Here is a 13,501-nt window from a genome sequence, read left to right on the forward strand (position 1 = left end):
GGCCGGATAACGTCTAAAAACATTCCAGATGCGCCAGTTTCTACCCCACCTGCGGCCCACCAGCCTGGTCGCCGCGGCGCTGCTGAGCAGCACCGCCACGCTGGCCCAAACCACCGGCATCATCACCGGCACCGTGCGCGACCGGCGCACCCAGGAGCTGCTGCCGGGCGTGACGGTGGGGCTGGAAGGGGCCAACGTGGGTACGGTGACCGACGAGCAGGGCCGCTACCGGCTCACGGGTGTGCCGACGGGCAGCTACAACCTGCGTGCCTCCTTCGTGGGCTACGACGCGCTGCTGCGGGCCAACGTGGTGGTGACCAGCGGCAACGCCAACACCCTAAACCTGGAGCTGAGCCCGGCGGCCCAGCAGCTGGGCGAGGTGCAGGTGGTGGCCAACCGCGCCATCCGGGTGGCCACGGCCGAAACGCCCTTGTCGGTGCAGCGGCTGAGCGTGGAGGAAATCCGCTCCAACCCCGGCGGCAACTTCGACATCTCCAAGGTGGTGCAGAGCCTGCCGGGCGTGGGCGGGGGCGGCACCGGCGGCACGGCCGGCTTCCGCAACGACATCATCATTCGGGGCGGGGCGCCCAACGAAAACGTGTTTTACCTCGACGGCATCGAGGTGCCCGTCATCAACCACTTCCAGACTCAGGGCTCGGCCGGCGGGCCCACCGGCATCCTGAACGTGTCGTTTATCGAGGACGTGACCCTGAGCACCTCGGCCTTCGAGGCGCGCTACGACAACGTGCTGTCGTCGGTGTTTCAGTTTCGGCAGCGCGACGGCAACCCCGACCGCCTGCAGGGCAACGTGCGCCTGAGCGGCACCGAAGTGGCCGGCACGCTGGAAGGCCCGCTGGCCCCGAAAACGACGTTTCTGGCCTCAGCGCGGCGCTCCTACCTGCAGTACTTGTTCCGGCTGATTGACATTCCGATCCGGCCCAACTACTGGGACTTCCAGTTCAAGACTACCACCAAGCTCTCCGACAAAACCACCCTGACCACGCTGGGCATCGGGGCCATCGACAAGTTCCGGCTGGCCGTACCGCGCAATTCCTCGCCCGACAAAGAGTACGTGCTGCGCTCCAATCCCAGCATCGACCAGTGGAACTACACGGTGGGCGCCTCCCTGCGCCGGCTTATCGACAAGGGCTACGTGAACCTGGCCCTGAGCCGCACCCAGCTCCACAACCGCCTCGACCAGTTTCAGGACGGGCAGACGGGCGACGAAGCTAAGCGCGTGCTGCTGACCCGCTCGGGCGAGGCCGAAAACAAGCTGCGCCTCGACGTGAACAAGGCAGTGGGCAAGTGGCAGTGGGCCTACGGCGGCTCGGCGCAGTTCATCGAGTACGACAGCCGCTACTTCGCCCGCCTGCGCCGCGAAGTGCGCGACGCCAGCGGCAACGTGGTGTCGCCCAACGTGGACGTGCGCTTTCAGACCGACCTGAACTTCCTGCGCTACGGCCTGTTCGGGCAAGTCACGCGCACCCTGCTGCCCGACGACCGGCTGACCCTCTCGGCCGGCCTGCGCGCCGACGGCAACACCTTCACCGCCGACGGCAACAACCTGCTGCGCACCCTTTCGCCGCGCCTCTCGGCCTCCTTCGCCCTGGCCGATAAGTGGAACCTGAACGCCTCGGTGGGCCGCTACTACAAGATTCCGCCCAGCACCATCCTGGGCTTCCGCGACGAGGCCGGCAACCCGGTGAACAAGCCCAGCCGCTACATCCGCGCCGACCATTACGTGGCGGGCCTGGAGTGGCTGCCCGGCCCGGCCACGCGCGTCACGCTGGAGGGCTTCTACAAGCGCTACGCCCACTACCCCGTGTCGGTGCGCGACGGCATTTCCCTGGCCAACCTCGGCGGCGACTTCGCGGCCCTGGGCAACGAGGCGGTGAGCAGCACCGGCCGGGGCCGCACGTTCGGGGCGGAGCTGTTTTTCCAGCAGAAGCTCACCAAGCGGGTGTTTGCCGTGACCTCGCTGACGGCTTTCCGCTCGGAGTTCAGCGGCCTCAGCGGGCAGTACGTGCCCTCGGCCTGGGATTCGCGCCTGCTGGCCTCGGCCCTGCTGGGCTACAAGTTCGGGCGCGGCTGGGAAGCGGGCCTGAAGTACCGCTACGCCGGCGGCTCGCCCTACACGCCCTTCGACGAGGCCGTGTCGCGGGCCAGCTACCTGGCCGTGGGCCGCGGCGTGCTCGACTACTCCCGCCTGAACACCCTGCGCCTGGGCAGCTTCCAGCAGCTCGACTTCCGCCTCGACAAGAAAATCAACTGGCGCCGCACCACGCTGGACCTCTTCATCGATCTGCAGAACGCGCTGGCCCTCGTCAACCCCAGCCAGCCCAGCTACACCTTCCAGCGCCTCGCGGACAACTCCGACTTTGCCAGTACTGACGGCCAGCCGGTGCGACCCGACGGCTCGAACGCCGTGCCCATCCTGCTGACGGACGACGACGCGCTGACCACGCCCACCATCGGCTTCATCTTCGAATTCTGAGCCCGCGCCTGATGTCAAGCACTGGGTCCGCCGTCATCGAGCACACGCTCGGCCAGCTGCTGTACCGCGACCATTGGACGCCGACGCCCGTGGCACCGCTGTCGGCCACGTTTCGGGCCCTGGGCATGAGCGAGCTGGACCTGCACCTGCTGCTGTTCGAGCTGCAGATGAGCCACGGCGCGGTATACCCCATCGAATGCCTCGGCCTCGACGACGCGCTGCATTGCCTGGTGGTGCTGACGGTCATTCTGCTGCCAGTTGCCACGGCCCAGCCCCCCGATCAGCCCTGCCCCTGACCTGCCCCGGACCACGCGGGCTCACATATTCGGGGGATTTTGTTCTTTTCGGAGGTCATTCTGGCCAACACTAAAAGTCAGGAATACCGCGAAGATGACGGCCCGGCGCCCCACTTTCTGCCAGCTGCTTGCATATTACCAGGCTGGCCGTGCAACCTTCCAGACCGGCTTTTACTCCTGAAAGCAGCCGTGACGAACGGGCCGCAAGCTCGTTTCACTCCCTCGCTTTTAAAAGTCAGACAGAGCCAATCATTCGGGGTGCGCAAGTGCGGTTGATTTCCCAGCTTTGGAATACCAACTCGCCCCGCTGCCATGACCGCCCCCAATTTCTACCAACACGTCCACCGCACCCTCGGCCAGCAGGCCGACGCCGTGCTGCTGGAGTGGCCGGGCGCGGGGCCGCAGGGCCGCCCGGCCACCTACACCGGCCATGACCTGGCCGGCCGCATCGGGGCCTACCAGCAGTTGCTCGGGCAGCGCGGCGTGGTGGCCGGGCAGCCGGTGCTGCTGCTGCTGCCCGTGGGCACGGAGCTGATCTGCGGACTGCTGGCCGTGATGAGCCTGGGCGCCGTGCCGGTGCTGCCGCCCGCCGGCGTGTCGGCGCGGGGGCTGCTGGCCTTGCGGCGACACGCCGGCATTCGGGCGGCCCTGGCCCCGGCCCCGCTGGCCCGGCGCTTCGGCTGGCTGACGCGTGGCTTGGGCCTGCGCCTGCTGGGTGCTCCGGCTGCCGAGGCCAGCACCCAGCCGCTGGCGCCGCAGCCGGTAGCCGCCGAGTTGCCAGCGCTGGTATCGCACAGCTCGGGCTCGACGGGCCGGCCCAAGGCCATTCGGCGCAGCCACCGGGTGCTCACGGCCCAGCACGAGGTGCTCAAGCAAGTGTTTCCGCCCTGGCGCGGGCAGCGCGATTTTCCGCTGTTTCCGAATGTGCTGCTGCACAACCTGGCCGTGGGCGCCGTCACCGTACTGCCCGATGTGCCCTGGGGCCGCCTGGCCGGTTTCGACGCGGCCCGCGTAGTGGCGCAGCTGCGCGACACGGCCGTTGAAACGCTGACCGGCAACGTGTTCTATTTCAGCCGCCTGCTGGCGCACCTGCGTCATCAGCCCGCCGCCCTGCCGGCCGTGCGCGCCGTGGGCGTGGGCGGCTCGCCGGTGCCCGAATGGCTGCTGCGAGGGCTGCAGGATCAGCTGCCGCAGGCCGCCGTGTATGGCATCTACGGCTCCTCCGAAGCCGAGCCCATTGCCGTGCGCCGCTACGACGCCGCCCGGCCCGCCAATCCGCGCCACGGCTACTGCGTGGGCCCGGTGGTGGCCGGCCTGGAGTGCCGCCTGCAGGGCAACGGCGCCAGCGTCGAGCTGCCCGACGGGCGCCGCTTCGTGGTGGGCGAAATCACGGTGCAGGGCGCGCACGTAGCCGCCGAGCCCGGCGCCTGGCTGCGCACCGGCGACTTCGGCTACTTCGACGACGCGCAGTGCCTGTGGCTGACCGGCCGGCAGGGCAACGAGACGGTGCACCGCGGCGTGCAGCACTACCAGATCGAGCACGTGCTCCAGCAGCTGCCGGGCGTGGAGCGCGCCGCCGCCCGCGCCACGGCCACCGGCTTTGCCGTGTACGTGCAGGGCCCGGCCGAGCTGGAAACGGTGCGGGCCGCGCTGGCGGCGCAGTTTCCGCCCGGTCTTTGCAAGCAGCTGCACCGCCGCCCCGCGCTGCCCGTCGACGGCCGCCACCATTCCAAAATCCTCTACGACCAACTGCGCTAAGCGCCCCTACGCCGTGATGCATTCCGAATTCTATAACGTCGCCCTCGACCGCCTGCGCTACTCGCTGGTGTGGGAAAGCCGCCGCACCCTGGCCGCCGCGCTGGACGTGCAGCCCGCCGACGAGCTGCTCGTCATCTGCTCGGCCGGCTGCAACGCCCTCAACGCCCTGCTGCTCGGCGCCCGCCGCGTCACGGCCATCGACCTGAACCCGGTGCAGCTGCACCTGCTGGAGCTGAAGCGCTACCTCATTCTGCACCACGAGCACCAGGTGCTGCGCGCCCTGCTCGGCCTCGACGGGCCGGCGGCCGTGCTGCCCACCTGGCAGCAGCTGGAGCCCGCGCTGCCCCCGGCGCTGCGGGCCTACTGGGCACCCTTCTTCGAAAGCCACCCCAGCGGCATCTTGCCGGCCGGCAAGCTGGAAAGCTACCTGCTGGGCTTTCTGCCCACGCTCAGCCCGGCCCTGCAGCAGCGCGTGCGCCGCCTGGTCGAGTTCGACGACGTGACGGAGCAGTACCGCTGGTTTCGGGAGCAGCTGCACGGCACCGCGTTCGAGGCGCAGTTCGTGACGTATTTCGACGAGGCCAACCTCAGCCGCGGGCGCGACCCGAAACTGTTCAAGTACGCTGCGGAATCGGGCGGGCGGGCGTTTTACCAGCGCCTCGCCGGGCAGCTCAGCACCGAGTTGGTGCGCGACAATTTCTTTTTCCGCTTCTTCTTTTTCGGCCCCGCAGGCCTGCCCGAAGCGGTGCTGCCGCCCTGCTACCAGGCCCGCCACCACGCCCGGCTGCGCGCCAGCCTCCACCGCCTGAGCACCGTGCAGGGCGAGGCCAGCGCCTACCTGCTCAGCGACGCCGGCCGGAGCATCAGCAAAGCCAGCCTCTCCAACATCTTCGAGTACGTGAGCCCCGCCGACTTCGCCCAGGTGCGCGCGGCCCTGCTGGCCCGCCCCGCCGCAGCCCCGCTGCGCGCCGTGTACTGGAACCTGCTGCAGGCCCAGGGCGACGCCCCCGAACCGGCCGACCACGCCCCTACCCCGACCCGCCCCCAGCTGCCCGGCAGCTGCTTCTACTTCCGCGACGTGCGCGTGCTCGACGCCGCGCCCGCGCCTTCCCTCCCGCTTTCTTCCCCATCCCAAGCGTATGCATAGCCCCGCCTATTACTGCGCGCGCCCCTTCGTGGAAGGCCTGATGCGCGCCCACGCCCCGCAGCGCCAGCTGCGCGTGCTCGACGTGCAGCCCCTGCCCGTCGACAGCTCCGCCAGCATTCTGGCCGTGCTCACGGCCGGGCAAACCAGCCGGCCGGTGGGTCATTTCGGTTTGCAGGTCACCTTCGAAATGGATGGGCAGCCGGCCCGCACCGAGCGCATGGTGCTCAAGCTCAAGCCGCCCGGCCACGAGGTATCGGCCATGCTGGCGGGGCTGGCCCAGGCCTGCGAGGGCGAGCTGGCCCAGGCGTACCCGGCTTTTGCCACCCGCAGCGGCTTTCACCACACCCATCACCGCGAGCTGGCCCTCTACGCCCACCACGCCGACGCCGCGCTGATGCCGCGCATCTGGGGCCTGCACCAGGACGACGAAACCGCCGAGGTCTACGCCATTCTGATGGAATACCTGGGCGAGGAAGTGGAGCTGCTGAACACGGTGATGCAGCCTGAAACCTGGACCGACGCCCACCTGCGCGCCGCCCTCGATGAGCTGGCCGCCTGGCACGCCCGGCACCTGCTGCCCGCCGGCACCGACACCGCGCCCGTCACCTGGCCCGACCTGCCTTCCGCGGCCTACATGCAGCAGCTGACCCCGCTCTGGCAGGCCCTGCTCGCCAACGCCGCCCAGCACCACCCCGGCCTCTACGGCCCGGAGCGCGCCGAATTGCTGCGTGAGGCCATTGCCCGCATTCCGGAGTATTGGGCCGAGCTGGCCGCCGCCCCGCGCACCCTGATTCACAACGACCTGAACCCGCGCAACACCTGCTTCCGCCGCGCCGACGGCCGCCTGCAGCTCTGCGCCTACGACTGGGAGCTGGCCACCTACCACGTGCCGCAGTACGACGTGGTGGAGCTGCTCAGCTTCGTGCTCGACGCGGACCGCTACCACCTGCGCCCGCACTACCTGGAGTACTACCGCCAGCAGCTACACGCCCGCACCGGCCGCTTCGCCGATGCCGACGCCTTCCGCCGCGTAACCGGCCTCGCGGCTCTGGATTTTGGCCTGCACCGCCTGGGCATGTACCTGATGGCGCACACCGTGGGTCCCTACCCCTACCTGCCCCGCGTGGTCGACAGCTACTTCGACACGCTGGCGCAGCTGCAGCCCCTGCGCCCGGAGCCGGCCTACGCCTGATTTTCGGCTTCCATTATGGCCCTACGCCCCGTTCGCCTCACTGGCGGGCGGGGCGCAACGGTTTTGCGGGGATTGGAGACGCTGGAAACGGTATGACGTTCGGGGCCATTTTCCAATAACCACTTACACTGCCTGACGCGGTCCTGCTGCTTGGGCAGCCGCCAGCCGCGTGGCCTCGGCCCGCAGGTTTTCGACCACCACGGAGCGTTCATCCCGCCGCCAGGTCAGGTACACCGTCGAGTGGTGGGGCAGCGGCAGGTAGCGCAGACCGGGCGTCGGGCTGTCGGCGTAGGACATGGGCAGGACGGCTATGCCCAGTCCGGCCGCCACCAGGCTGAGAATGGTGGCGCCGAAATCGGAGGTGATGGTGCGCCGGGGCTGGTAGCCGTAGCCCTCGAACATCTGGCGCAGGTGCTGGGCGTAGGCGCCTTCGTCGCTGAGCGAGGGCAGAATGAAACGCTCGTCGCGCAGGGCGGCCAGGGAGGTAAACGTATCGGGGCGCACGGGGTGCGCGGCGGGCACGGCCAGGGCCAGAGGCTCGTCGAAAATCGGCACCGACACCAGGGCGGGGTTGCGGGCGGGCTCGCGCCAGAAGCCCACGTCGAGTTGGTAGGTGAGCAGCTGCGCCTCCGAATCGGCGGCCCCGATTTCGCGCAGCTCCAGCTGCACCAGCGGGTAGCGCGCGGTGAAGCCGGCCAGCAGCCGCGGCAGCCAGGCATAGGCCACCGAGCCCACGTGGCCCAGCCGCAGGCTGCCCACTTCGCCCGCGCTGACCTGCCGGGCGTGGCGCTGCACGGCCTCCAGCTCGGTGAGCAGGCGCGTCCACTCGGTTTGCAGCAGCTCGCCGGCGGCCGTCAGGCGCACCGTGCGCTGCCGACGCTCCAACAGCGGAAAGCCCAGCTCCTGCTCCAGCCCCTGCACGTAGCGGCTGAGCGAGGACTGCGTGATACCGAGCTGCTCGGCCGTCTGCCAGAAGTGCAGCCGCTCGGCCAGCTGCAGAAAGTAGCGCATGTGGTGCAGGTTCATCGATGCAATAACTGCATGAATAGCGGCAATATCAGCATTGCGGTGCATCAAAGCCCGCCCTAGTTTTGCCCCGGTCACCCCTCAGTTGCCCGGCATCCTGCGCGGATTTTGCTAGGCCGCTGCGCAGATTTACCCCTACTTTCCTCTCCATGTTGCACCTTGTTCGTACCGACTCCGATAACCCCGATTTCCGCGCCCTGGTACGCCTGCTCGACCAGGACCTGCAGGTGCGCGACGGCGCCGAGCACTCGTTCTACGCCCAGTTCAACAAGGTCGACGCCATCCGGCACGTGGTGGTGGCCTACCTCCACGACGAGCCCGTGGGCTGCGGCGCCTTCAAGCCCTACGACGAGGCCTCGGTGGAAATCAAGCGCATGTTCGTGCAGCCCGCGCACCGGGGCCGTGGCGTGGCCCAGGCCGTGCTGATGGAACTGGAACGCTGGGCCCAGGAGCTGGGCTACGCCGGCTGTGTGCTCGAAACTGGCAAAAAGCAGCCCGAGGCCATTCGCCTCTACCAGAAAAGCGGCTACCAGCTCATCCCGAACTACGGCCAGTACATCGGCGTCGACAACAGCGTGTGCATGCAAAAGACCGTGTAGAGCGGCGGTCAACGCGTAGCGGCGGCGGTCGGCGTGTTCAAGACCAGTGGTTCTACGACTTTAGCTTCGCTGAGCTTCGGTTGGAATCGTAGGGCTGCTGGCACCTTGCAAATCCTGGCCGAACAGCGCGTAGTGGGCGGTTTCGGCGGGCAGGCCGTCGGTGAAGTGCAGGGAGAAGTTGCCGGTGCGCATCAGGCAGAAGATGACGTCGTCGTACCGCTCGCGGAAGTGCACCATGCCGTAGGCACCCAAGTACGACATCAGCCCGCGCTGGCGGTAGTCGGGGTGCACGCCCACGGTTTTGGCCAGCAGCTGCCGGCGCTGCAGCCGCGCGAAGTCGCGCTCGAACACCGGCGGGCGGCTATCGGGCAGGTGCAGCTCGGTGTAGTTGGGGTGGCAGAAGCTGAGCGCGGCCAGCGCGCCCGTGGCCTGGTCGCGGAAGAGCACCGAGGTATGCGGGCACAGCTTGGCGGCGTACTGCAGGTTGTAGAGCAGCCGGAACTGCTCCAGCGACACGGGCCGGTAGCCGGGGTTGGCCCCGAAAATAGCCTGCACCAGCTCGAAAATGGCCGCTTCGTGCTCCTGCCAGGTTTGCGCGTTGAGCGGAATGAAGTCGAAGGGAATCTGGGCCAGCTCGCGCAGCAGCATGTCCTTTTCGGTGAAGACGGCGGGCACGTCCTGGGGCCGGATGCGGCGGCTCTCGAAGGTGCTGACGGGCGCCAGGCCCAGGCCGGCCAGCAGCGTGGGGTAGTAGTCGGGGTTGATGGGCTCCCGATCGAACTGACCCCAGCTGGGCGCGGGCGGCAGCCGCAGCCGGTAGCGGTGGTAGGTGTTGAAATCCAGCGGCCCGACGAGTCGGCGCCGGCCGCGCTGCCGCGCATCGGCCTGCAGCGCTTCGAAGGCAGCTTGGTTGACGGCGGGGTCATTGGTGGTTTCCCAGAAGCCGAAAAAGGCTTCGTCTGACTCCTGCGGAAAGATACCAACTAGGCGGAGCGTGTCCTCATCAGTGTAGACAATCAGCTCGTTGCGCCCGGCTTCCTGGGCGAATAGCTGCTCGGTCAGCGCCCGGTCTTCGGTGGGGCGCATTGGCTGGTCGGCGTACACGCGGGCCGGCACTGCCCAGAATGCTTCGGGCAGCTGATCGTGGTAAGGAAGGCGCAGAATGGGGCTAGTCATATTGAGTTCAGGCGGGCGGCGGGGTCGAAGCCGGAATGTAGCGCGAACTTTAGCTACATCGACCTCGGGCTCAAGTCGTGTATCGTTGCGGGCTGGCGGCGGCCTTTGCCCCGAACTGGGCGCGGGAGCACATCGGCTTCGCTACAGCAACTCGATTTCGCCGGTGGCGCCGTCCATATGCACCTGCTGGCCGCTTTGCAGGCGCCGCGTGAGGCCGGGCACGTTGATGATGGTGGGAATGCCCAGCTCGCGCAGCAAGATGACCGAGTGCGAGAGCGAGGAGCCTTTTTCAATGATGACGCCGCGGCAGACCGGAAACAGCGCGGCCCAGCCCGGGTCGGTGCGCAGGGCACACACGATTTTGCCAGCCACGGCCAGGTCGTCGTCGGGGCTGGTGACAACGATGATTTCGCCCGAAAGCTGGCCGGGGTAGCAGCCGGTGCCGCGCAGCGCGCCTTCGTCTTCGGCGGTGGATGCGGCGGCCAGCGGCGGCGAGGGCACCGTCACGCGGCTGGGCGCGTGCTGGCGGGCGTAGCTGGCAAACTCCTGCTGCCGCTCGGCCACCAGCGGCGGCAGCGCCTTTTCGGTTTCGGCCGCCGCAGCCGTTTCGCCGATCAGCCGGCGGGCCGTGGCTTCGATTTCGGCTTCCGTCAGGTAAAACACGTCGCGCGGGGCGGCCAGCTGCCCGGCGGCCGTCAGCTGCTCGCCCATCGCCAGGTACAGCCCGCGGTACATGCCAAACAGCCGGGTACGCTCCAGCCGCAGCGACTCGCGGTGCGCAATGGCGCGCTGCAGCTGGGCCAGCCGCTGCCGCAGCTGCCGCCGGCGCCAGGCCGCCTTGCCCCGCAGCAGCGCCTCTACTTCGGCCTGGGCGCCGCGCAGCACGGCGTGGTCGGCGGCCCCGAACTCGGCGGGCGCGGGGCCGACCAGGAAGTTGCGCAGGTACTGGTAGAAAATCTGCGGGCGGGTGCGCATGGTCTGGGTTTCGAGCTTCAGCTCCCCCACCGTCCGGTCGCCAAACTGGGCGATGAACGCGGCCACTTCGGCGGCAAAGGCGGGGAACTGCGCCTGCACCTGCGCGGGTAGGTCGTCGGGCTGCGCCACGATGAGTTGGCGCAACGGTTCCTGCGGGCGCACCTGGGCGGCCAGGGCCAGCAGGCGGCGGGTGGGCTGGGTGCTGGCCAGGTCCTGGTCGCCGGCGAGGTAGCGGCGCAGCAGCTCTTCGGGCTCGGCGGCGCCCAGCTGCCGCAGCTGGCGCAGGGCGCGGCCGTTGGTCATCATCACGTAGAAGTCGTTGACGATGGGCGTGGTCCACTGGCCCAGCAGCTCCCGGTCGAGGCGGGCTTTTTCGGCCAGCAGCTCGGCCGGGCTCAGCGCCGAGAGCGGCCGGGCGTAGAAGCGCTGGTAGTGCCCGGCGAAGTGGGCGTGGAAACGGCGCACCGATCCGTCGAGACGGGCGAAGGCCAACAGCAGGCGCGAGAGGTTCAGCAACAAGCGCGGCGCCAGGCGCAGCTTGTCGGCGAGGGTTTTCTCGCGGGTCTGCACGAAGTCGACGGGCTCTTCCAGGCCCATCATGCGCTCCATGTCGTCCTTGTTCTGGCGGAAGGCGGGCAGCAGCTGCAGGCCGCGGTACCAATTGTTGATGTTGTAGTAGATGCGGCCCTGCACGAGGCCGAGCAGGTTGGTCACCACCGGCTCCTGAGCGGCAATTTGCGCGGCGGGTAGGCCCAGCGCGTGCATGGTCTGGCGGTACACGGTGGCGTAGGCGCGGCGGGCAAAGCTGAAGGTCAGCGGCGTGGTCACCCCGCAGTAGCTTTCCTGGATGTTGCTGTTGTCGTAGACGACGACCTCCGGAATGGCCTGGGTAATGGGCCGGGCCTGCACCACCCACACCGCCCCGGCCGCATCGACCACAAATTCCACGTCCTGCGGCCCGCCAAAAGCCGCCTCCAGGCGCTGGCCGATATCGAACAGCTCGGCGAGCTGGGCCGCGCCCAGGCAGGGCGCGGCCTGCTGCCCGGCCTCGACGGCCTGGGTAATCAGGCCACCTGCGGGCCGGGCCACCAGCTGCTCTTCTTTCGGGGTAATAAGCTGCCGATGCAGCTGACCAGTTTTCTTCTCGAAGTAAAACTCATCGGGCTGCAGCTGCCCGCCGACCAGCCCTTCGCCGAAGCCCCAGACGGCGTGGATGGCCAGCTCCTGCGGGTACTCGGGAAAGGTCGTGAACATGACGCCGCTGGCCACGGGAGCCACCTGCCGCTGCACGATGACGGCCGGCCGGGCCGCCAGGTTCAGCCCCTTCTGCCGGCGGTAGGCCAGGGCCCGCTCGGAGTAGGCCGAGGCGGCGCAGCGGGCCACGGCCGTGAGCACCGCCGATTCCGAGGTCAGGTTCAGAAACGAATCCATCAGCCCGGCAAAGGCCGCGTGCTGCCCGTCTTCGTCGGCCACGGAGGAGCGCACCACCACGGGCTGGTGGGGGAAGCCCCAGCCGTGCAGCGCGGTGCGGAGCTGGTTCAGCAGCGTTTCGGGCAGCTCAAATTCCGTCAGCTGCTGCCGGCGGGCGGTCGGCTCCGCGTCGCCGGCAGCTGAGGTTGCCGGCAGCGCATCGAATTCCTCGGCGGGAATGACGACGAAATCGGGCACGCGCAGGCCGGCCGCCCGCAGGCGCTGCAATCCGGCCGCTTTGCCGCCGATGGTGTAGTCCGGACCCGCCGGTTGGTGCGTGGCAAGAACCATGAGCTTAGCGCACTTGCGCAACGATTTCCACGATGATGGCCACGTAGCTCGTGAGCATAAACAGCGACACCAGCAGCTCGGCCACTTTCAGCGGCCCCGCGGCGGGGCGGCGCCAGCTCAGCCCGTAGGCGGCCACGGTAGCCGCAAACAAGGCCGCCATCAGTCCGAACGGCCAACTGCGGGCGTGCAACAGGCGCAGCAGGTAGCCCTGCACCACCGTGCCGGCCAGCAGCACCAGCAGCACCGCCGCAATAGCGCCGGCGTAGCCTAGGGTGCGCGAGTAGGAGTCGACGCCGGGCCGCTCGTCGGGGGCGGGCTTGATTTTGCGGGCAATTTCGAAGGCCAGCCCGCCGAGCAGGCTCAGCAGTCCGAGCAGCAGCAACGGCCGGGTGAGCAGCGGCCGGGCCGCGTAGGCGGCCCACACCCAGCCGATAATCAGCGGCATGATGAGCAGGTGCGTGAGGGCGTAGAGCACCAGCCGGGCCCGCAGCCACTGCGGCGCAAAAAACTCGTAGCGCATCACCAGGCTGTAGCCCACGGCCAGGGCCCAGGCCAGCAGCACGGGCCAGCCCATCCAGGCCGACCAGACCGCTTCGAGCAGTAGCCCGGCCCCGGCCAGCCGCCGCAGCTGCCCCAGCGTCACGCGGCCCGATTGCAGCACCCGCTCGGGGAAGTTGACGGCGTCGGCGGCGTAGTCCTTGATTTCGTCGAAGACGCGCAGGCGGAAGAAAAAGGAAATGACGGCCACGATGCCCAGCGCCTCGCGGGCGCCGAAACCGGCCAGGGCGGCGGCGGCCGGCTGGGTGGCCCGCGCCACGGCGTACACCGTCAGAAACAGGATGGCAAACAGGGCCATGTTGACCGGTGGAAACCGCTCCCGCAGATAAGCCCACAACGCACGTAGATTCATACCGCCAAATTAGCTGCCGCGGGCCGGTGCTCCGCCTAATGACGAGTCGAATCAGACTTTATTCCGCAGCACCCCGAAGCATAAAAGCCGCCGCTTTGCCGTGTCAGCGGATTAGCGGCGCTGTTACCCGGGAGGCGGCCTGACTTTAGTATTTCTGCCCCAAGTGG

Annotated in this window: 10 protein-coding genes; 6 read left to right on the forward strand and 4 right to left on the reverse strand. The window is 68.5% G+C overall.

All coding sequences use genetic code 11. The features are described from left to right. The first annotated feature begins 28 nt into the window (after positions 1-28). The 5 genes from FDY95_RS21670 (at position 29) to FDY95_RS21690 (ending at position 6,887) form a co-directional block, all read left to right on the forward strand. Complete coding sequence (locus FDY95_RS21670; RefSeq protein WP_138080931.1) at positions 29-2,494, forward strand: TonB-dependent receptor; 2,466 nt, start codon at positions 29-31, stop codon at positions 2,492-2,494. A gap of 11 nt (positions 2,495-2,505) precedes the next feature. After that, complete coding sequence (locus tag FDY95_RS21675; protein ID WP_138080933.1) at positions 2,506-2,790, forward strand: hypothetical protein; 285 nt, start codon at positions 2,506-2,508, stop codon at positions 2,788-2,790. A 312-nt stretch (positions 2,791-3,102) separates the two neighbouring features. After that, positions 3,103-4,548: an AMP-binding protein gene (locus tag FDY95_RS21680; RefSeq protein ID WP_138080935.1), complete on the forward strand. Its 1,446-nt coding sequence runs from the start codon at positions 3,103-3,105 to the stop codon at positions 4,546-4,548. A 16-nt stretch (positions 4,549-4,564) separates the two neighbouring features. Continuing rightward, positions 4,565-5,695 (forward strand): DUF3419 family protein, encoded by a 1,131-nt coding sequence (locus tag FDY95_RS21685; RefSeq protein WP_246074107.1) that lies wholly within the window; start codon positions 4,565-4,567, stop codon positions 5,693-5,695. Then, complete coding sequence (locus FDY95_RS21690) at positions 5,688-6,887, forward strand: aminoglycoside phosphotransferase family protein (RefSeq protein ID WP_138080939.1); 1,200 nt, start codon at positions 5,688-5,690, stop codon at positions 6,885-6,887. Before FDY95_RS21685 ends, FDY95_RS21690 begins: the two co-directional genes overlap by 8 nt. A gap of 123 nt (positions 6,888-7,010) precedes the next feature. Here FDY95_RS21690 and FDY95_RS21695 read toward each other — a convergent pair whose 3' ends face one another. Further along, on the reverse strand, positions 7,011-7,913 hold the full coding sequence (locus FDY95_RS21695; protein ID WP_171025785.1) for a LysR family transcriptional regulator: 903 nt from the start codon (positions 7,911-7,913) through the stop codon (positions 7,011-7,013). A gap of 149 nt (positions 7,914-8,062) precedes the next feature. Here FDY95_RS21695 and FDY95_RS21700 point away from each other — a divergent pair, with 149 nt between their 5' ends. After that, positions 8,063-8,512 (forward strand): GNAT family N-acetyltransferase, encoded by a 450-nt coding sequence (locus FDY95_RS21700; protein WP_138080943.1) that lies wholly within the window; start codon positions 8,063-8,065, stop codon positions 8,510-8,512. 60 nt (positions 8,513-8,572) lie between these two features. Here the strand turns inward: FDY95_RS21700 and FDY95_RS21705 are convergent, their stop codons facing one another. From FDY95_RS21705 to FDY95_RS21715, 3 genes are all read right to left on the reverse strand, one after another. Then, a complete protein-coding gene (locus tag FDY95_RS21705) occupies positions 8,573-9,688 on the reverse strand; it encodes a hypothetical protein (RefSeq protein ID WP_138080945.1) in 1,116 nt (371 codons plus the stop codon). 141 nt (positions 9,689-9,829) lie between these two features. After that, entirely contained in the window at positions 9,830-12,424 is a 2,595-nt protein-coding gene (locus tag FDY95_RS21710) for a PEP/pyruvate-binding domain-containing protein (protein WP_138080947.1), read from the reverse strand. 4 nt (positions 12,425-12,428) lie between these two features. Next, positions 12,429-13,280, reverse strand: coding sequence for a UbiA prenyltransferase family protein (locus FDY95_RS21715; RefSeq protein WP_138080949.1), 852 nt, complete (start codon positions 13,278-13,280; stop codon positions 12,429-12,431). Positions 13,281-13,501: the final 221 nt, after the last annotated feature.

The organism is Hymenobacter jeollabukensis, from assembly GCF_005771675.1.
Lineage (GTDB): Bacteria > Bacteroidota > Bacteroidia > Cytophagales > Hymenobacteraceae > Solirubrum > Solirubrum jeollabukense.